At 36.7% G+C, this 20,214-nt stretch carries 16 protein-coding genes; 5 read left to right on the top strand and 11 right to left on the bottom strand.

All coding sequences use genetic code 11. The features are described from left to right. Positions 1-67: 67 nt before the first annotated feature. Together FXW34_RS05425 and FXW34_RS05420 are read right to left on the bottom strand one after the other, a co-directional pair. Positions 68-445, bottom strand: a complete 378-nt coding sequence (locus FXW34_RS05425) for a hotdog family protein (RefSeq protein WP_147532946.1) — start codon at positions 443-445, stop codon at positions 68-70. Between the two features lie 25 nt (positions 446-470). After that, complete coding sequence (locus FXW34_RS05420; RefSeq protein WP_246140876.1) at positions 471-1,403, bottom strand: MBL fold metallo-hydrolase; 933 nt, start codon at positions 1,401-1,403, stop codon at positions 471-473. Between the two features lie 277 nt (positions 1,404-1,680). On the opposite strand from FXW34_RS05420, the gene FXW34_RS05415 reads away from it, so the two are divergent. After that, complete coding sequence (locus FXW34_RS05415; protein ID WP_147532944.1) at positions 1,681-2,376, top strand: class I SAM-dependent methyltransferase; 696 nt, start codon at positions 1,681-1,683, stop codon at positions 2,374-2,376. 136 nt (positions 2,377-2,512) lie between these two features. On the opposite strand, the gene FXW34_RS05410 is transcribed toward FXW34_RS05415, so the two are convergent. The 9 genes from FXW34_RS05410 to FXW34_RS05365 all read right to left on the bottom strand — a co-directional run bounded on the left by FXW34_RS05410 (position 2,513) and on the right by FXW34_RS05365 (position 17,100). Next, the gene (locus tag FXW34_RS05410; RefSeq protein ID WP_147532943.1) at positions 2,513-4,963 is read right to left on the bottom strand and encodes a sensor domain-containing diguanylate cyclase; all 2,451 of its coding nucleotides are present in this window, start codon (positions 4,961-4,963) and stop codon (positions 2,513-2,515) included. Between the two features lie 357 nt (positions 4,964-5,320). Continuing rightward, the gene (locus FXW34_RS05405; protein WP_147532942.1) at positions 5,321-5,941 is read right to left on the bottom strand and encodes an HAD-IA family hydrolase; all 621 of its coding nucleotides are present in this window, start codon (positions 5,939-5,941) and stop codon (positions 5,321-5,323) included. 159 nt (positions 5,942-6,100) lie between these two features. Next, the gene (locus tag FXW34_RS05400) at positions 6,101-7,207 is read right to left on the bottom strand and encodes a GerAB/ArcD/ProY family transporter (RefSeq protein ID WP_147532941.1); all 1,107 of its coding nucleotides are present in this window, start codon (positions 7,205-7,207) and stop codon (positions 6,101-6,103) included. A gap of 218 nt (positions 7,208-7,425) precedes the next feature. Then, entirely contained in the window at positions 7,426-8,568 is a 1,143-nt protein-coding gene (locus FXW34_RS05390; RefSeq protein WP_147532939.1) for a Ger(x)C family spore germination protein, read from the bottom strand. A gap of 13 nt (positions 8,569-8,581) precedes the next feature. Beyond that, a complete protein-coding gene (locus FXW34_RS05385) occupies positions 8,582-10,126 on the bottom strand; it encodes a spore germination protein (protein WP_147532938.1) in 1,545 nt (514 codons plus the stop codon). A 144-nt stretch (positions 10,127-10,270) separates the two neighbouring features. Beyond that, a complete protein-coding gene (locus tag FXW34_RS05380; RefSeq protein ID WP_246140874.1) occupies positions 10,271-11,122 on the bottom strand; it encodes a DUF1259 domain-containing protein in 852 nt (283 codons plus the stop codon). 213 nt (positions 11,123-11,335) lie between these two features. Then, positions 11,336-12,997, bottom strand: coding sequence for a hypothetical protein (locus FXW34_RS05375; RefSeq protein WP_147532937.1), 1,662 nt, complete (start codon positions 12,995-12,997; stop codon positions 11,336-11,338). Between the two features lie 75 nt (positions 12,998-13,072). After that, positions 13,073-14,917, bottom strand: coding sequence for an adhesive domain-containing protein (locus FXW34_RS05370; RefSeq protein WP_147532936.1), 1,845 nt, complete (start codon positions 14,915-14,917; stop codon positions 13,073-13,075). 425 nt (positions 14,918-15,342) lie between these two features. Next, the gene (locus tag FXW34_RS05365; protein ID WP_147532935.1) at positions 15,343-17,100 is read right to left on the bottom strand and encodes an adenine deaminase C-terminal domain-containing protein; all 1,758 of its coding nucleotides are present in this window, start codon (positions 17,098-17,100) and stop codon (positions 15,343-15,345) included. Positions 17,101-17,299: 199 nt separating this feature from the next. Between FXW34_RS05365 and FXW34_RS05360 the strand changes: the two genes are divergently transcribed. From FXW34_RS05360 to FXW34_RS05345, 4 genes are all read left to right on the top strand, one after another. After that, positions 17,300-17,935 (top strand): class I SAM-dependent DNA methyltransferase, encoded by a 636-nt coding sequence (locus tag FXW34_RS05360; RefSeq protein ID WP_147532934.1) that lies wholly within the window; start codon positions 17,300-17,302, stop codon positions 17,933-17,935. Positions 17,936-18,223: 288 nt separating this feature from the next. Then, on the top strand, positions 18,224-18,688 hold the full coding sequence (locus FXW34_RS05355) for a prepilin-type N-terminal cleavage/methylation domain-containing protein (RefSeq protein WP_147532933.1): 465 nt from the start codon (positions 18,224-18,226) through the stop codon (positions 18,686-18,688). Between the two features lies 1 nt (position 18,689). Continuing rightward, on the top strand, positions 18,690-19,160 hold the full coding sequence (locus FXW34_RS05350; protein ID WP_187118841.1) for a PulJ/GspJ family protein: 471 nt from the start codon (positions 18,690-18,692) through the stop codon (positions 19,158-19,160). A 133-nt stretch (positions 19,161-19,293) separates the two neighbouring features. Beyond that, positions 19,294-20,190, top strand: coding sequence for a hypothetical protein (locus tag FXW34_RS05345; protein WP_147532931.1), 897 nt, complete (start codon positions 19,294-19,296; stop codon positions 20,188-20,190). Positions 20,191-20,214 lie beyond the last annotated feature (24 nt).

Raw genomic sequence — 20,214 nt, 5'->3', positions numbered from 1 at the left:
TTGATCTTTTATTAGTTCGAATTTTCTAGTCTAGTTCAACCTTTCTTTTTCCAAGCATTCACGGTGGCTAAAGGATTACTCCTGAAAAACCACCTTTTAAAACTTCCTTTTCATGTTGATTTTTACAGGAAAAGGTTGCGGTAATGGCGGTTCTATTTTTTTCGATAGCTTCAAATCTGTCAATTTTCACTTCACAGGCGATTGTATCCCCTGTAAATACGGGTCTTAAAAACTCAAAATCCATATGTCGAGCGAGGACGTTGTGATCTCCACCTACCTTCGTTGGGAGCGTAGCCGTTAATAAGCCTTGAATCACAAGTCTTCCCTGTTCATCTGGAGTTAAATGATGAATCCCTTCATCACCGGAAATCTCGGTAAATATCTCTACATCTCTTTGTGTAAAAGTTCGCTCAAACGTAATGATTTCGCCAACTGTTAAAGACAAAATAATCTCCTCCTGTAAATTTTTATTACGCTAGAAAAGCTTTTGTCTGCCAATCTTTCGGCTTGATGTTCTTATCCATCCATTGCTTTTCCGGTGCCTGATAAGGAGCTGCGGCAATTAAATAATTATTTTTCCAACTAGCTGCCCCAGAACGAAGCATCTCATTCAGTAAGATTTGAACGAATTCTTCTGGTTGGTGTTGGAAAGCGTTGCGTGCAAAATCTTGGAACCATCCACTGTTTAATAGGTAACTGTCAATTTCTTCTTTTTCCAATCCGTTTTTTATGATTAGAGTAAAGGAAAAGATCCTTTTGACAGCATGCCATGAGATTTTTTCAGGAGACTTTAGATATTTTTCAAACCTTGCCCTCGCTTTATCAATGGCAGCGTGCGGATTTTCGATTTGAGGTCCATGACCAGAGTATGCCATCTCAATCCGAAGCTTTGATAACTTTTCTAGGCTTTCTAAAGACCTTTGAATTGAGGTAACCCCCTCACGAAAAATATTAATCCAGCCGATATCGTTATTGTGAAAGAGGTCCCCACATATTAAAATTCCGTCTTCTGGTTCAAATAAAGATATATGCCCTAATGTATGTCCAGGTGTGTGCAGCACCTTCAAGGATTTACTCCCTGTATTAATTTCATCGTTATCCGAGAGCTTAGTGTCGACACGATATGGTTCAACAGGTTGGTCCAACCATTCTGCGCTACAAGCTTCAGGGTTACAATGATTAATTAAAACGGCTTCCCATTTATGTGCTGCAATCTTTACTCCATAATTTTTTTGAAAATAAAAATTGCCACCAACATGGTCACTATGGTAATGGGTGTTCACAATAAGATGTAATTCTTTTGGGGAAACGCCCGCCTCTTTTATTAATTGTTCGGTCGCTTTTGCTTCACTCCCAAAACCAGTATCGATTAGGATTGGTAGCTTGTCCTTTATGAGGACCATGTTTGCACTTGGAAAATACCTTTCAAAGAACATGATTTTGGCGTTATTGATAAGCTATACCTCCCTATATTCACTGCTAATGCAATGGTGATTGAACGTTCATTCATTTATTATACATAATTTTCTGAATTTTTAAAAATGAAATGTATTCTAATGTAGCTATATGAAAAAGTGTTTGGAGATAAAGGTCCATCATTTCAATTCTCTTTAACAATATGAAATAATACGAATAGACGGGAATCATAACCATAACCAGCAAACTTTGGAGGTAATATACATGAATGAAGAAAACACTTATAATCCAGAAAAGGCGCTTGCCTACGAGAGGAACACGAGAATCTCGGTTCCAACATATGATGCGTTATTTGAAATGATTCAATCATATTTTCGAGCTCACATTAACGAAAAAGAGGCTGCACTGCTTTTAGTTGGAGCTGGTGGTGGAAATGAACTTTCCGCTTGGGGTACTTCTAACCCTGAATGGTCATTTACTGGGGTCGACCCTTCTGAAGAAATGCTTTTTTTTGCTAAAAATAAAGCAGTCCAACTTGGTATCGAGGAACGAGTCAATCTAATTGAAGGAACGATTGAGGATCTGCCACTTTCAGACACGAAGTTCGATGCAGCAAGTTGCATTCTAGTACTTCATTTCATTCAAAATATCGAAGACAAACTGATGCTCCTTAAAACGACAAAAAAACACTTAAAACCTGGGGCTCCCTTTGTACTCGTTTGCGCATATGGAGACCGCGACAGTACCGAACTTCAAAACAGAATTAATGTGTGGAAAGCATTTTTGCAGGATGCAGGATTTGAAAAATCAAAGGCGGATGAGCGCGGAAAAATCATTATGAATATTTCTTTCATTCCAGAAAGTCAAATTCAACAGTTATTAACAGACGCGGGGTTTACGAATATCACAAGATTTTATTCTACCGCTCTTTTTGGTGGCTGGATTTGCCATGCTGAATAGTTTTGCAAATAGTACCGGCATAAAAAACCCCACATCCATCCGTGTTTTATGATAGATGTGGGGTTTATATTCACAAGAATATTTTGTTTACTGAGAACGCACCTAACTAGGCAATATGCCCTAAGTTAATCAAGTTTTATTGATAGCTGCAAACACAGTTTCGTCCTAAATGTTTTGCTTGATAAACGGCTTTATCGGCATTAGAAATTAAATTTAGCAAAGATGTATATTGGGATGGTATCATCGTGGCTGTTCCTACACTAATCGACACCCATGGCTGAATTTTCGATCCAGAATGAGGAATTTTTAACGACTCAACAGCAACTCTGATTTTCTCTGCTACTATTTTAGCCCCGTCTTTATTCGTTTCAGGTAAAATAGCGCAGAACTCCTCTCCTCCATACCGGCAAATGAAATCAGTCGATCGGCCTATCGTTTCTTCAATCGTGCTAGCGATTTGTTTTAGGCAACCATCTCCGCCTTGATGTCCGTAAGTATCGTTATATGCTTTAAAATAATCTATATCAAACATTATGAGTGATAACGGCCTAGAGGTTCGCATCGCGCGATTCCATTCAATTTCTAAACGCTCATCAAAAGCGCGGCGATTAGAGACACTCGTTAATCCATCAATGGTGGACAGATGCTTGAGGATTTCGTTTGCTTTTTGAAGCTTCTGTTCAGTCAATTTTCGTTCGGTTATATTGCGTGACACGACTATCAGTTTTTGTTCACCAGTATGAATTTCATTTAACAATTTAGTTGCTGATTCAAGCCAAACATATTCTCCATCTTTTCGACGAATTCGATAGGTTGATACATTGTAGCCATTTAGCATAACATAGGCATTATCCATTGTGATCATGTCGCGGTCATTCGGATGAATATATAAAAAGGCATCATTTCCGACCAATTCTTCAGGATGATATTGAAGAATTTCTTTACATGCGGGTGATGCATAAAGGTATTTTCCATCTATATCATGCATGGATAACATATCACTTGAGTATTCGGCGAGCAATTGAAAACGCTCATTATTTGTGATTGATTCTGCTTCAGATTCCTTACGCGTTGTAATGTCATTCAATGTACCTAATGTACCGACTATTTCCCCTTGATCATTTATTACTACTCGAGCAAACATTTCAACCCAACAGTATCGGCCTGCTTTTGTTTTATAACGAATTTCTTTTCCAAAGTATTCTGTTTCACCGTTAATTAACGATTGAAAGTGCTGGTTTATTTCTTCTCGATCCAGTTGATAAACTTTTTGAAAAACATGATTTCCGATACTTTCGTTGACTTGATATCCAGTAATCCTAGTCCATGCCGGATTTAAAAATGTCAAATTCCCATGATCATCCGTTTGAAAAATGACTTCTTTCACATTTTCAACAACAGAACGATATTGTTCTTGAGAATTTATTAATTTCCTCTCCATTTCTTTTCTTTTTGTAATATCATGGATGACCACTTGAAAGGCTGGCTTATCCATGTATTCAACTGGAGCGGCAATTACTTCAACATCAATCACTTTACCGTCTAACCTTATATATTTTTCTTCAATAGCACCAACACGAAGATTTCTATTTAATGTTTGAATCCTTTCATTAACAATTTGATGATAATCTGGATGGACAAAGTTGATAATCGGTTGACCAATTATTTTATCTTCAGATTCTGCCTTAACCATTTTAATAAAACTAGGGTTAGCATATATGATTTTCCCTTCTTGATGTAGGACAATCCCATTTGCAGAGGACTCTACTAAGGTACGGTAGCGTTCTTCGCTCTCTTTTATTATTTCATTGCTTTTTTGTAATTCTTTTTCCATATTTTTACGTTGTGTAATATTTGAAAAAATTACAAGAACCTCTTTTTTTCCGTGCTGATTAATCGGATTTGAAGAAATTCTTACATCAATTTCTTCTCCAGTTAATCTGATAAATTTCATTTCATATGGTTTCAATTGTTTATTGGTTTTAATCATTCTCTCAATTCGTCGGAAAACGATGTCTTTATAATCTGGATGAATAAAATCTTCAATATTCCTTCCGATTAATTCGCGTACACTATTTGCCCCTAAAGATTTTCTTCCCTCTTCATTAATATACGTAAGCTTACCTTCACAATAGAGTGCCATCGGTTCTGGAGAATATTGTATTAGATTTCGATAACGATTATTACTTTCCTTCAATTTGTCTTTTAACTCTTTTTGTTCCGTAACATCTTGAATTTGAGATATATAGTAAAGTGGTTGATTATTTTCATCTTTTTCTAACCTAACAGTCAGTATTCCCCACACTATTTTACCTGACTTATGGATAAAACGATTTGTTATTTCATAATATTTAATTTCATCAGTTAAGAGTTTTTCATTATTCTTAATGTGCAATTCTATGTCTGCCAGATAGATAACTTCTTGAAAAGTTTTTTGTTCAATTTCAGTTTCAGAGTATCCTAGAATTTTGCATAAAGATGAATTGACCTTTAACCACTTACCATCCATAGATACGATTGCCATTCCAATAGCCGAGAAATTAAATGTATTCATAAAAAGGCTATTTTCCATAACTTGTTTCATCATGAATCGTCTCCTGAATCTTCAATTGCTAGATTTGAACCCAACTTACACCTTATTATATTACTATATTCATTTACTAACAAATAATCGGTGACAGGCACGCCCCGATTTTTCTTGTTTCACAATATGTTTCACAGCAACGCCATAAACTTGATACTATCAAAAATTCATCAGGGCTATGAATGAAAAAAACTAGTGCGCAAGAGCTACCACACTAGTTTTTTGTTCGTTATTCTATTAATTGAGTTGTATTATACTATTAAACTTCGAGAAACATAAAATAATATGTAATATAAAAGTAATGGTGACAGGCACCCCTCGAATTTTCTTGTTTCACGAGTTTGTTTCACGGTTGTTGATTCAGCTTAAGACTTCAACTAACTGTTCTGGTGTATGGACGAGGTATTTGGGATTTTCCTTTTTTATCAATTCTTCTCCATCGATTCCCCAGCTCACCCACATAAATGGTATACCAACCTTGTTGCAGGCAAGAATGTCTCGAACTTCATCTCCTACATATAGGATTTCTTCTTGCCTCACTTGCTGCTGCTTCATAAATTTCTTTAGCACAGTATCTTTCCCAAAGATTTTACTTGAAGTTAACACTTGCGAAACACTTTCAATCTTTTCTTGCTGAAGCAATAGCTCAATATTTTCTTTAGCATTTGATGACAAAATGATAATGGTAAAGCCTTTTTGAGATAGTGTATCCAGCATTTCTTTTATGCCATCGAATAGCTTAACCTCGCCAATATGTTCGTTAAAATATCGGTAAATTTTCGGAATGACGATGGGCATTTTATGCATTGGAAAGCGATACTTCTTCGCTCTTTCCTGGATTGATAAATTTCTGGCAGTGATCAAATCTTCTTTTTGCACCCGCTCAAAATTGTATTGGTCTGCGATTGTGTTCCAGGCATGCATTAGGACATTATATGAGTCAGCTAGTGTTCCGTCAAAATCAAAAATGATATATTTCAATAGATTTCCTCCTGTTTTTTGTTCTAGTTATGCCCTATTCTCCCATAAACTGAAACTCCCGTCATTAAGTGCGGTGTTTTATTCTAAAATATGCTACAAAAAAGCACGACTATAAAATAGTTGTGCTATTGATTATATAATGAATTTTAAGTTATATCCTCATGTTTCCACCGAATGACTGTCCTTTTTATTTACCCTCCTACATTTCACCTCTGCAAAGAGTAGCATTACCAACGGGACTATAACCTGAAATGGAAAAGCATAATATGGATAAACCTCAAATGCCCAAATCCTCATTTCAAATATATTCCCATATAATGTATAGGCGAAATAAACCATAATTAGTCCTAGTTGAATTACAATAGAACGATACTCAGCTAAGTTAAATAATTTTGCGATGCCTAAGCTTGTGACATACAGACATATACTGCTTTTTATAAAAACACCAAATACTAATACAACCGCAACAGATATTTCCACTCGCTGCAAGAATTCACCGACGCTAATCCTACTTACAGCTACATGTGATGGGAAATATAGCTTCGGAAGAATACCACCTAAAATTAATATATTTCGTATCGTAATGATGATGATTAAAAGTCCAGCGATGATGGTACTGGTAAAATAAACTTTATAAGGCGCCTTGCTTGTTTTTAATGAAAAAAAAGCACCCAATAATACAACGGATTCAGCAAATGGAAAGGCAAAAGTCGAAAAACTACCCTTGAGTACAGGAAGCCAGCCGTTGCCAAGTATGGGCTTAATATGGTGAAAGTTCCATGATGGTATACCCATAATTTGAATAGCAAATAGTAAAAAGAATAATACTGGCAAAATATATGCACTTATTCTTCCCATTACTTCAATACCTGATCTTACTGCAACAATACTCAATATCCCTAAACAAATCATCGGAATAAAAATTGGGGTTTCAGGTAAAGCGGCAGTATTAATAAATTCGCCAAAATTTCTAATTACAAGTGCCCCAAGGTGAAAAGAGTACCATATATAAAATATGGAGATAACTTTTCCTAATATTTTCCCAAACAGCAATTCCAAAATATCAAATAAACCCTTTTTTGGAAAAAGGGCCAACAACCTCGCGTAAACCATGATAATTGGTATAGATGATAAAAGCCCCAATATTCCGCTTATCCAAGCATCATTTTTCGCAGCCCCACCAATGCCAAGAATGAACGAACTACCCATATAAAATATGATTAGAAGACAGATAGCCTCTTTATTAGTTATTTGCTCCCTTCTCATTTTTTACCTACTTTCCAAGAAGTGATAGTATCATGTTTTGAATTGGGATTGCTGGACTTGGGACATCTACCCCTAGGGCTATCACGACGGCAAATGCGAATGAAATCATTCCGAGACTAAGATTTACCCAAAAATCCCGCCAAAGTTTTTGTTTATATAATGGAACAAACTCATAAATAACTAATAAAGTATAAAATATCAAAGGTATTATAATCACATTAATCTCCCATTTTTAATGATTCTGACATCATTCCGCTTCCTTTTATGTGAACTTTCGCCGATACGTCGACTGTCAAATCCTTAAATCGATTTTCCCAATCATCGCCTATTTCATTCCATAACTGTGGATTTTCATCTCTAAATTTGGAACCAAATCCAAACACATCAACCCCATAATCCCTTTGTACTTCTGCTACAAAGTTCTCAATTCTTTCCTTTAACATTTCTTCCACGCTCTTCTGTACCTTTTTTATTTGCTGAAAATCTGTGTAGTTTTCTTCCCCACCAATTTCATCAATTGCCATAGTCGTTTCTATTTTTATTTTGAAGGAAATATCATCCTTATTGATTACCGGTGTGATTTTGGTTTTGCTTTTAAAAATTTCCATTGATACAGCAGTTGGTAATAACGAATCGTTTTTTCCCACCACGAGTAATCCACCTTTTATTTCATCTCTAATAAAAAGAAGATTTTGAGTTTGAAGGCCATCGAGAAAACCAATCAGCTTATCCTTTCTAAACATTGCAGTCCCCAGCATTATTGGAATTTTCCCTTTAAAGGATATTACTGGCAATATTGCAGCAATTCCAGGTGACTCAATATCATTTATAATCTTCCAAATCTCAATATCAGGTGTTTTACCTAAGGATTCCTGGTTATTGATCATTTCTTCAAGTTCAATTGTCTTAATTTCGTAGAATGACTTTTCACCTGAAAGAATCTCCTTCGCAGTCTTCTCCTTAGAAATCAAGATTTTAAGGTCCGCCCTTGTTTCTGAGTCACGTTGAAACCAGTCGAGAAACTTCAATATTCCTTCTTCAGCTACCTCTTTGCTTAAAATTACAACCTTTGCATGACTCCAATAAAGTCTTTTTCCTGATATGGAGATTTCATTGCGTACCGCATCAAAAATAGTCTTGCCATTCATAGAAAACTGCTTAGAAGTTATTTTTGCTTCTTGTCCACCTTCGATTAGAAAAGTTTCTACAGTTATTTGATATTCTCCGTTTTTTCCTTTATCAACGGCTACTCCACCAACAATCAACATTTCTTCAATTTCACGATAATTCCAGCACCCTGTAAGTAAAGACAGGCATAATACAACGACAAACAATAGCCTAAACTCATTTCTAGGTCTCATAACTTATCTATACCTACCCCTTATTTCGGGTTTGTCTTACCAAGTTCTTAGCACCAATTAGTTTTGGTCGCAAGGTCATCGACCACCACGGAGATCGAATCCATATGTCCTGTCCATTATGATTTTTCACTGAGGTAATACCTAACATATAAGGGACACCAAACGACCGGATGTTTAACATATGTAGTACACTTAATATCATCCCAAAAATATATCCATAAATACCCAAAAAGGCGGATAGTAAGATTAAAAAATAGCGGACTAAGATGACCATGCCTATCGTAGTAGGGCTTAATAAAGTCATCATTCCAGATATAGCCGTAACAATAACCACGGGTGCACTTACTAATTTTGCTTCAACCGCTGCTTGCCCTAACACTAATGTCCCGACTATATTTACTGCTTGACCAATCGGAGCAGGCATTCTAATTCCCGCTTCACGAATAACATCAAATACTAAAAGCATGCCGATTAAAGTGATAACGGTTGGAAAGGGGACGCCTTGACGAGATGCAGACATACTAAGTAACAATCTTGTTGGGAGCATTTCTTGATGAAAACAGGACAATGACAGATAAATTGCCGGTAACCCTAATGCTATAAAAACACTAACCGTTCTTAATAGCCGATAAAATGAAGCAAAAATAAACTTACTATAATAATCTTCGTTCGCTTGCCACCCTTCAATGAGAACATATGGTACTGTCAACACAAAGGGACTCCCATCGACAACTAGCGCGACCCTTCCCTCCAGTAATTTTGCCGCAATGACATCTGGTCTTTCACTATATCCTACTGTTTCAAACAATGACAACGGTGCATCTTCAATTAACTCTTGTATATAACCAGAATCAAGAATCCCGTCAATGTTTATCTCATCTAGTCGCCTTTCAAGTTCACTAATCACTTCCTTTAGTGCTAAACCCTCGATATAGCAAACACACGTTTTGGTTCGTGTCCGTTCGCCAATCTCTTTAAACTTAAACTTTAAGTCTGGATTATTTATTTTTCTTCTAATCAAGCTAAGATTGACAATGATTGATTCCGTAAATCCTTCTCGGGGTCCACGTACAACCTTACCTGATTCAGGCTCGGTTATCGCTCTAGTTACCCAGCCCTTAGATTCAATCATTAAGGACACATCATAGCCATCTATTAAGAACACAGTATCTCCACTGATAATTGAACTGACGATTTTATTTATTTCCTGAGTTTTTTCGATGCGATTTGAGACGATGATTTTACTTTCTAATTCTTCGAGAAGATGCCTTGTTGAAATCTCCTCAGTTAAATTATTCTTCATAATTGGTTGGATAATATTTTCATTCACTAATTCTGTATTAACCATCCCATCAATATAAATCACACAAAAGTTTGCACTAGGAAAAAATTTATTTTGAAACTTGCGAATTCTAATTGTTTCATCATTGTTAAAGATTTGCTTGATTAACTCTAAATTGGATTCCAGAATTTTTTCTAGAGTAGGCGTAGTATTCTGTACTTTCTCATTTTCAGCTTTTTTCTTTTTGAGCCTTATAGATTTTCTGTTAATACGCATACATACTCACCCACGGTTAGATTATTAAGGGTAGTATTACCAATTTTTGAAAAAATACCATGTATAATAGGAGCGAGGATATTATTTCCTACGCTCCTAAATAGGGATTCTTTTTTGAATATTACAATTTTGGGGAATTTTTCATTATTCGATTACCTCAAACGAATCTCTGACATCCCTCGCAAATTGTATTGGATTATCTATTTTCACAAAATGAATATACATGAGCTTAGGGTCATCGAAAAGCCAATGATTATGGAAAGCCGTAATAATGATATTACGTTCCCGTAGCTCGCTGGCTAAAGGATTAAACTCTTCTTCTAGCAGAACCGACTCTCCACTACATAGAGCTCTACCGTCTGAAGATAAAGATTCGAAAGCAAACATTTGCGGAATGAGAAGGAACGATCTTGCTCGTTCACCTAGAATTCGTGGACGAATATCATTTCTTGCTCGCATAACCATACAAGCTCCATTTTCAAACGTATGGCTTCCACCTAGTATTCTTTGAAACCTATCACATAGTCTTTCCGCATTACTATTTTCAGAACGATTATCCCTACGTGAATCGCCAATAGTCTTATCAGTTAATACATTAAGCGCTTCTCTTACTCTTCGTGCAAATTCAAGTGGATTCGCAATCGTCTCAAAATGAATATACATAAGACGAGGGTCATCAAATAACCAATGGTTGTGGACTGCAGTAACAAGAATTCTATTTTCTCTTAAAATCGAGATAAATGGATTGATTTCCTCTTGAAGTATTACGGTTTCTCCTAAACAAAGAGCCCGTCCATCCCTGTCCACATTTTCAAACGAAAAGGCCTGTGGAATAAACATGAAGGATTCTGCTCTACGTCCCAATACTGTTGGGCGGAGGTTTGTCCGAGATCGCGTCGCCGTGCAAACACCATTAATTACTGCGGGTGTTGCGTCTAATATTCTAGCAAACTCCTCACATAGCTTACTTGGCTGCATACCGTTATTATCACTCATCATCATCATTCCCCTTCTAAAATAATCTGTCCATAACAAACTATTCAAAAAGGAAAAAAACGGAAAGGCATATGGTGCCTGTCACCGCCCGAATTTTCTTGTTTCACAGGGATTGTTTCACAAGATCAAGTGGCAATCGCAAAAACACCTACCGACTTTGTGCCGATAGGTGTTTCTCGTCAAGTATTTGAATAATTGTATTATATTCGCAGATTACACAAAGAAACGTTTATAATACGTACAATATCCAGATAAATAATGCTCAATATCATCAATTCTCATCCGGAATGAATGATGTCTTATAAAGAATCCGCCATCAATTCGCTCTGGGTTCTTAAAATACATTGCTAGTTCTGGGTAAAAAAAGCCATTCCGCTGATATTCAGCCCGTTTATGAATGGTTTTCAACAATTTTTCTTCATCAAACGACTCAAGGATTGAGCTAAACTCAGTTTGCTTTAACCGTTCAATCATTTGAAACGTAGCCATTGTTAGCTCAAGAAAGGTAGGATATGTTGTAATCCGATCATAAATAAAATCTAATTTATCCTCCGTATTTTTTAATCCAAATTCAAAGTATTGTCTTTTTGGTTCAAATTTTATTAATTCATTTGTACAGTAACTTAGCCAATGGTCATGATATTTCCAATAATCCTTTTCAATAAAATATTCAAACGCTTTTTTTACACAGGAAATCCATTTCATATCACTATCAAGATTGTAAAGCCTCATGAGTGCAAATGCAGCTTCACCATCATAATATACAATTCTAAATGCTTCTTTAATTTGTAAAGAAGGATACTCCAGTACATGGATAAAGTTCCCATTCTCTTGTTGAAGATCTACAATCCCATTTGCCAACGCTTGTGCAGCAGACAAAAATTGATTATTATTTCGATCAATTACTTCGATATATTTTGTTAAAGCAAGAATGGCAGCTGCGTTGGCACCAAGTTTGATTTCTTGCGAATTTTCATTTCCATCATCTATTACATATGCCTTTTGATCTTCATAATAAATTCTATCTGATAATAAGTAACGTAAACCTCGTTCAATACTTTCTTTTAGTTCGGTATCAGGAAAAAGCTCATAAGTTTCTGTCATAGCGTAAAGTGTACTGGCATGTCTTAACATATTATAAAAGTTAATTTCTTTATCAAAGCATGAAAAGTAGCCATAGATAAATTGACCATTAGGTTTGCATAATTGTTTTAGGCGTCTTTGACCACTTTGAATCAGTGTCTTAACTTCCTTAGCATCTAACGAAGTATCTCGCCTTCCATGGTCCTTTTCTGAGATTTTTAACGAATAGCAACCATGTTTGTCGCAGTAAAACCCTTGTGTATTAAAAGTAATAACATTTTTTACTTTATTAAAATTAATTTTAGCTAATTCTTTTCGGTGGTTTTGGATGTAGTTTTGGATATTGATCTCATTTAAATATCCTCTTTTCGTTTTCGGATCAATTTGGATTATTGCATTTCCATTTATTTCTTGTTCGAGAAATGCGTAGGTAAATGAGGAATCAAAGCTAATTCCTATTCTAAAGTAGTTCTTTCTCGTTTCGGTCATCATGTTTATAAAATCGATTACCGAAAGTTTTTCGTAATCTGTCACCCAGTCTACTTTTATACAAGTTATATTTTTACTATTTTTAAAATATTTCTTAGCATGCTTCATCAATACTTTCCAAGCAAATTCAAAATTATGGTGCTTTACATTAATTACATCAGCACGCTGGTTTTTATATCCAACAGAAAGGAACAAGACGCATTCACTTTTCGGTTTTAGCTCTTCATATTGCTTTGTTGATTTAATATAGTTGTAGATTTGTTCTAATAAAATATCTATAGTGTTTGTCCTAGTTGCTAACACATTCTGTCACCACCATTTATTGAATAATGAAGGGACAAGTGAGAAACTTACCACTTGTCCCTTCAATCTATAAAATTATGACTGTTTTCTTCTACCAAACATTCTTGCAGCTAGTCCAGCAAGTACTGCACTCAACCCAAGTAAACCAGTATTCCACATTGATGAAGCAGTATTTGGTAAATTTCCTGTTGTTTTAGTGTTTGTGTTTGTGTTTGTGTTTGTATTTGTATTTGGAGCTTTGTCATCGTCTGCATCGGCATCCGCATCGGCGTCAGCATCCGCGTCGGCGTCGGCGTCAGCATCCGCATCAGCATCCGCATCAGCATCGGCGTCTGCATCTGCATCGGCGTCAGCGTCGGCGTCTGCATCTGCATCGGCATCTGCATCCGCATCCGCGTCGGCATCTGCATCCGCGTCGGCATCTGCATCGGCGTCTGCATCTGCATCGGCGTCTGCATCTGCATCGGCGTCTGCATCTGCATCCGCGTCAGCATCCGCATCTGCATCAGCGTCGGCATCGGCGTCAGCATCCGCGTCGGCGTCAGCATCCGCATCCGCATCCGCGTCTGCATCTGCATCGGCATCCGCGTCAGCATCCGCATCCGCATCCGCGTCGGCATCCGCATCCGCGTCGGCATCCGCATCCGCGTCGGCATCCGCATCCGCGTCAGCATCCGCATCCGCGTCTGCATCTGCATCGGCGTCAGCATCCGCATCGGCGTCTGCATCTGCATCGGCGTCTGCATCTGCATCGGCGTCAGCATCTGCATCCGCATCCGCATCCGCGTCTGCATCCGCATCGGCGTCAGCATCTGCATCCGCGTCGGCATCCGCGTCGGCATCTGTATCCTCATCAAATGTCACAGTATCTGAACCAGTAGCGTCTGTAAATAAAGCAGCATCTATTGCAGTAGTACTAACTCCTACAGCTTTAATTGTAACGTCCCCATCAATTTCAGCAGGCTTAGCAACTTTTGCATTTAGCGTTACATCTGTGTGACCAATTACTTGGGCACCAGCTAGATCATTCGTTAGGTCAATAGTACCATCAGTTAATCCAGTAATTACAGGTTGAACTTGAGTTAATAATGCTTTTACTGGGTCAAGAATCTGATTAAGTAATGGTCCTGTATAACCGGTAATCTTTAATCCATTAATTGCAACTGTTAAATCAGTTAATAGATCCACAACAACATCATTTACTAAAGTTTCAACATGATTACCTAAACCATCACCAAAGTCAACAACGAGTGTTCCATCTGGGTTTATTGTTACAACTACTTGATCTTGATAATCTAGTAAATCAACTAAAGCACTGTCTACATTGTTTAACGCATCAATTGCAGACTCTAATTCCTCTAACCCTTCAACACCAAGTAGTGGATTAGAAGCCAACCATGCTAATCGATCTAATAAAGTAGTTAAAGTTACATTAACAGTTATCATTAAAGGATCAAGCGCACCTTTTAGTGTAGGTAAATCATTCACTGTAACTGGTAGGATATCTACACTAACATCAGCTAGTATTTCCTCATCAACAAATTTCCCTGCTAATTCTGGTGCATAAAATGCAACTACACGATCTGGAGTTAACAGTTCAGCATCTGCCAAGCCTTTACCATCCATATCTAATAGAAGATTGTAATAATCTACTGCTTCAGTCAGTGTAGCATTCAACGAGACATCTGTTAATAGCTGCACCTCAGCTATACTTTGTGCACTAACTGCTTGTACTTCAATAGTAGGATTAATTAACATTTGACCAGGGGTAGTCACTGATTCAGCCCCAACAACGTTTGCCATTGGCAAAAGTAGCATACTAGAAATCAAATATGCTTTCATAAGTCTCTTTGTTTTATAAATAGACTTTTGTTTATTAATATTCATTTTTTTCTTAAAATTATAGCCTTTTCCACTCATTAATAGTTTCCTCCATTCATTTGGTCCTTATCCTTTATTAAAGGCATCGTTTCTAGTAGGTATTACTTTTTTACTATGTCGCCTTAACTTCTTCACGTATTTTTGCTGCCGATAGTTATGTACTTTACCTTTGGTTATCGACACAAAAAAGTTTAATAACTCAGCCCCCACTAAGTTATATCAGAATATAAACTTTCCTCCTCGCTTCTTAAATAATAACTATCCACAAGTCTACGAATTCGACAAACACTGAACTAAACCTTCCAAGGAATTAAACGTTCATATTTTTTTCACATTATTTTATTATTTTGAAAGAATTTTTAAAAACTGTATATAAAAGTAAAAAAGGTGCCTGTCACCGCCCGGAAAATCTTGTTTCACAAAATCTGTGAAACAAGAAAATTCGGGCGGTGACAGGCACCTAGTTAATTTGTTTGGTATATTCGTTTTGTTGGAGGTACTAATACTTGCCTGTTTTTTACGTCGTATAGTCCACTCGGGGTTAATCTAATGAAAGGTAAGTGAGTGGCAGAGAAGAATAAAAGCGTAAATGCTGGGTCATCGTATTGATAGCCTCTTTCTTTAAGTAACTCTATTAATTTTTTCTCTCGATCAATTAATATATGCATTTCCTCATCTGACATAAGTCCGATTAACGACAACGGAATTTCATGGAGGATTTGATTGTCTTCAACTAGGACCAACCCGCCGCCAAGCTCTTGCATCCGCGTAAACGCGAGCAGCATGTCAGACCTTCTTTTACCCATAATTAAGAAATCACCCGTACCAGAATACGAACTTACAAAACCACCCACTCTTTGAGCAAAGCCTTTCACGACGGTGTTGACCCTCCACGATCCGTCACGGGCAACCATCATTAGGAATAACTCATCACTTTCAAGAGGTAGCTCATCCGCAGATAAATCGACACTTGTCTCATATCGCTTCGTAATCACATTGTTCACCAATTGAATTCCCGTTGAACTCACGAAACGCAAATCCTCTTTCTGTAAGGTCCAATTAAATTTAAGCGGGGATAACTGATATTTCTCCCACTCAATAGACGAGGAATCGAGTTGACCCGCTCCGTCTCGCTTAATCCATTTTCCTTTTGCTAAAACGCTGATTGGTGTTGGATTGTCTCTGCTATCTAAAATATTGATATTTGCGATACGCCCTGTCGCAATCGAGCCATGCAAATGCTCCATATTATAATAGCGAGCAACATTATAGCTTGACATGAGATATGCATCAATTAATGGTATGCCTTGAGAAATTGCCATTTTAATTAGTTCATCTGTCATCCCATTTTCATAAAAATACGGATGCGAACCGTCTGAAGTAAAGAAAAAACGGTCAAACCTTTCAATACCCAACTCGAGCAATTCCTTTAATAATACCTCTAAATCTGGTCGAATCGATGAATTCCTTAGTGAAACCGTATAGCCCTGCTTCAACCGCGTCAATGCCTCTTGACCGGTCATGGCTTCATGATCACAATCTGCGCCGATTAACATCATTTTTGCTAAAGTTCGTTCAGAAGCTCCCGGAAAATGCCCTTCTACTTTTTTATTTAAGCTCTTTGCCTCTTGAACCCAGGAAAGCATCGTGTCATCGCCATTTAACAGTTTGGGCCATGCGGTCAGCTCTCCCCCCTGCAGCACCGAATCATGCTCGAGCCAATTAATAATATCTTCTGTATTAAAAATCATATCATTATTGGGCAGCTCAGTTTGAGCATCGAAACGACACCACCAGTACATAGTTGAAGGTAGATTTTTGAATTCTTTTAATAAATCAAAAGTTACTTCAGTAGGCAGCGCCAAGAAATAATTTAAGTTATCATTTATTAAAGTTGTAGTCCCAAATTGCCCTGCATGTTTTGCTAATGTAACAGGATTGTATAACTGAAACGGGTGCGCGTGGGGCTCAATGTATCCAGGCACAATATAATTCCCTTCACAATCAAGCAACTCGTACCCCTTCTGATTTTCTGGTAGTTTCTCACCAACATACACAATTCGGTCATCATAAATCCAAACATTCGCAACCAACCACTGCTGTAAATATGTATTTAAATACGTAGCGTTTTTCAAGACAATATGTGGAGTGATTATCTCGTCGAGTACCTTAACGTGGTCTCTTAATTGCTTGTTGCTCCATCGATAATTTCTAGTAGCCAATGTGTGAACCCCCTACAATGTTTTTTATCTAAAAATCATACCAATATATAATTTTGAAATTATTGTTAATACTCTGAATATTACAACACATTGGAAATATATTCAACTTTCCCTGTTTCAATCACGTTACAAGTCAGCTTTTAAATTCATACTATACTGATGAGTATGCTTAATTAATAAAATGAAGGCGGAGGTATATATGGGTCTTGAATTTATAGAGTTGTTTGATGAATGGGCTGATACGTATGACCAAACTGTATTGGGTGATGACAAAGAATATCGTGCTGTGTTTAAGAATTATGACCGGATTTTGCAGGCTGTGGCAGATCGTGTTCAGGGGAAGATTATTGAATTTGGGGTAGGGACCGGGAATTTAACCGAGAAATTGCTAAATTCAAATAACAAAGTTATTGGATTTGAACCATCCTTGGCTATGCGCGAGAAGGCATTGGAAAAATTAACAAACGTTAACATCCTAAACGGGGATTTTCTAAGCTATAACATTCATGAACCAATTGATGCCATCGTAAGCACATACGCCTTCCACCACTTAACGGACGATGAAAAGGCTTCAGCATTTTCCCTATATCAGTCAGTTTTAGCAACAGGAGGTAAAATTGTATTTGCTGATACGGTTTTTATTAGTGATGCCCACAAGCAGACCGCAATACATGAGGCGAATTTAAAAGGTTATCTAAATTTAGCCAGAGACCTTGCAACAGAATATTATTCGACCATACCCTCTTTAGAAGCAATGCTTAAGGCAAACCATTTTTCAGTTGAATTTACACAGCTTAATTCTTTTGTATGGCTAATGGATGCCACCAAATTGTAATGTAAGCGATATTTTCACCTGACATGGGTGACCTTAATTTGAAAATTCTAGCATTTTTTTGATTTTATCGGACACTGGATGCCTTATTTCGATGAGAACTTGTATCTTATGCTTCATTTTTTTATAAATAACGCATATGGTGTCCGTTCAGCAAAGCAAATTGCGTTTAGTTGTATATGTTTTTCCGCTTTTTTTTGAAAAAAAATCACCCACGTCCTTTATCCACATATTCAACTGTTTGTTTTTTTGATATAATAATCATTACGACATTTTTGCTATTCTACTTGGATGGTGATCACCATAGAATCATACTTTAAAAAAATCTGTACTAAACAGAGCGGTTTCACTTTAATGGAAGTGCTTGTATCTCTAGTGCTTGTAACCATTATTTTAACAACTTTTTTTAGTTTCTTTAGTCAAACTGTCTTTATTTCAGATAAAAATGAAGACAAGTTAGTCGCTTTTAATTTAGCTTCAAAGACATTAAATATCATAGAGGAGCAGTATAAAAAGCAACCTATTCCCACAACATTATATTGTGGAAATTTCCCTATTGAATTAGTTAATGCCCTGTCCCCTTCTACATGCTTTTTCAAACAAAACAACAAAAACTATTATCCTAAAATTACATTAACAAAAGATACAGATTACCTTAATTTAACCATAGTTCATGTTCAAATCTTTGATTCTGAAGACATAACTAATCGTAAACTGCTTTCGGAAACTTATGGTTACATTAGGCAGGAGATATAATATGAGGATTAGAAATCAAAAGGGTATAACATTAGTAGAGCTTTTAGCAACACTAGCCATTTCTTTAAGCTTGATGGCGCTGATCTCTAGTGTTCTTTTCCAATCCATTCGGAGTATGGAAGTCAGCGATACTCATGTGAATTTGCGGCAGGAAGCTAATCTTATTATAGCTATGTTCTCAAATGCGCATACAAGTTCCGGATCGTCCACCTATGATGTTCAATACAAAAGAATGAATAATAATGAATGGACAATGACCATCGCTAATCAAGAATTATCGAATCAAGGTTATAACATAGCTATTGAAATGACAGGTGGAAATAGAACTTATCAGATTGATCCAAACAATAGCCAATTACTAACAGCAACCCTTACAAAAAAGGAAAAGCTAAAAATCAAAAGCATGAAATTAATCGATAAAAATAATTCTAATAATCAGTTTGAGATTAGTACAACGATAAGTAGAATGTAGGGACCCTTAAAGGAGACAACTTATGTATAAGCATAATCAAAATGAGCACGGGTATACATTGCTCATTGTCCTTATGATTTCAGTCATAATTTCAATATTTGCGATGGTGCTGATTCCAAAAGCGATGAGTACCATGAAGCAAGTAGGCAAAAGTGAAACAACATCCCAATCTCAGGATATGGCTGAGATGGGAGTTGAATATGGATATTCCTTTCTTCAAAACATTATTAAACAGGCTAGAATAGAGGCGAAATCCACTGATCCCTCTCTTGACGACAAAAATTTTTGCGAGAAACTTACGGCACGTTTAAATGCAACACCTTTTCCGCAAAAGAAAACGATGAATGAAAATAACAAATTTTCCTTTCAAGTTAGATATTCTCCAACCGAAGGACGAACTATTGTTTCCAAAAACAATACTACTTGCGATGGATTTGTGAGTATGAAAATACCCGTTTTAAGCACTGGAAATGTCGAGGGGAAGGATAGCACCAGTCTTACAGCTTATTATGTGGTTGATAATAAAGGTGATGTACTGACAACACAGCCAGGACAAAGCAAAACTCCTGCTGATCCAAATTCCTATCCTTACGAAACCATTAGAGCCAGTGAATTCAAACTTGCGGGTCAAACTAGCTCCGCATTATCCAGATCTACTAGGTTCGATGGGATCGTTACAATTAGCGGAAATGGTGTTTTATCAATTGGTGGAAATGCGTGGTTTAATAATTTGAATACTAATTCAGACATTTCTATAAATTTCAATGGGAATAATGGGATTGTAATAGTGTCAGGAAATGCATATTTTACGAAGCGTATCAGTTTAGGAGGTACAGGTTCTAATTTTATTTGTATAAAAGGAGATGCTTATCTTTACAATTCAGCCACAAAAAATTGGGAATGGTATACAGATGTTAAAGAAAAAGCCGCTTGTCCTCCAACAAATCAGACCGTAATTGACAATGCTAAATATTTTTATGATATCAACCTTTGGGACATTAACCAAAACAAATTGGAGGTTGTGTACTAAATTGAAATGAAGTATTAACAAAAA

Source organism: Bacillus marasmi (assembly GCF_902168435.1).
Lineage (GTDB): Bacteria > Bacillota > Bacilli > Bacillales > Cytobacillaceae > Bacillus_BU > Bacillus_BU marasmi.
Note: the sequence above shows the minus strand (reverse complement) of the source record. Positions and strands in the feature narration are given on the sequence as shown.

What these genes read in the sequence shown, in the direction of transcription:
- FXW34_RS05420 (WP_246140876.1), bottom strand. Translation starts at nt 1,403, where the DNA reads ATGGTCCTCATAAAGGACAAGCTACCAATCCTAATCGATACTGGTTTT.
- FXW34_RS05415 (WP_147532944.1), top strand. Translation starts at nt 1,681, where the DNA reads ATGAATGAAGAAAACACTTATAATCCAGAAAAGGCGCTTGCCTACGAG.
- FXW34_RS05410 (WP_147532943.1), bottom strand. Translation starts at nt 4,963, where the DNA reads ATGATGAAACAAGTTATGGAAAATAGCCTTTTTATGAATACATTTAAT.
- FXW34_RS05400 (WP_147532941.1), bottom strand. Translation starts at nt 7,207, where the DNA reads ATGAGAAGGGAGCAAATAACTAATAAAGAGGCTATCTGTCTTCTAATC.
- FXW34_RS05390 (WP_147532939.1), bottom strand. Translation starts at nt 8,568, where the DNA reads ATGAGACCTAGAAATGAGTTTAGGCTATTGTTTGTCGTTGTATTATGC.
- FXW34_RS05385 (WP_147532938.1), bottom strand. Translation starts at nt 10,126, where the DNA reads ATGCGTATTAACAGAAAATCTATAAGGCTCAAAAAGAAAAAAGCTGAA.
- FXW34_RS05380 (WP_246140874.1), bottom strand. Translation starts at nt 11,122, where the DNA reads ATGAGTGATAATAACGGTATGCAGCCAAGTAAGCTATGTGAGGAGTTT.
- FXW34_RS05370 (WP_147532936.1), bottom strand. Translation starts at nt 14,917, where the DNA reads ATGAGTGGAAAAGGCTATAATTTTAAGAAAAAAATGAATATTAATAAA.
- FXW34_RS05360 (WP_147532934.1), top strand. Translation starts at nt 17,300, where the DNA reads ATGGGTCTTGAATTTATAGAGTTGTTTGATGAATGGGCTGATACGTAT.
- FXW34_RS05355 (WP_147532933.1), top strand. Translation starts at nt 18,224, where the DNA reads ATGGTGATCACCATAGAATCATACTTTAAAAAAATCTGTACTAAACAG.
- FXW34_RS05350 (WP_187118841.1), top strand. Translation starts at nt 18,690, where the DNA reads ATGAGGATTAGAAATCAAAAGGGTATAACATTAGTAGAGCTTTTAGCA.
- FXW34_RS05345 (WP_147532931.1), top strand. Translation starts at nt 19,294, where the DNA reads ATGAAGCAAGTAGGCAAAAGTGAAACAACATCCCAATCTCAGGATATG.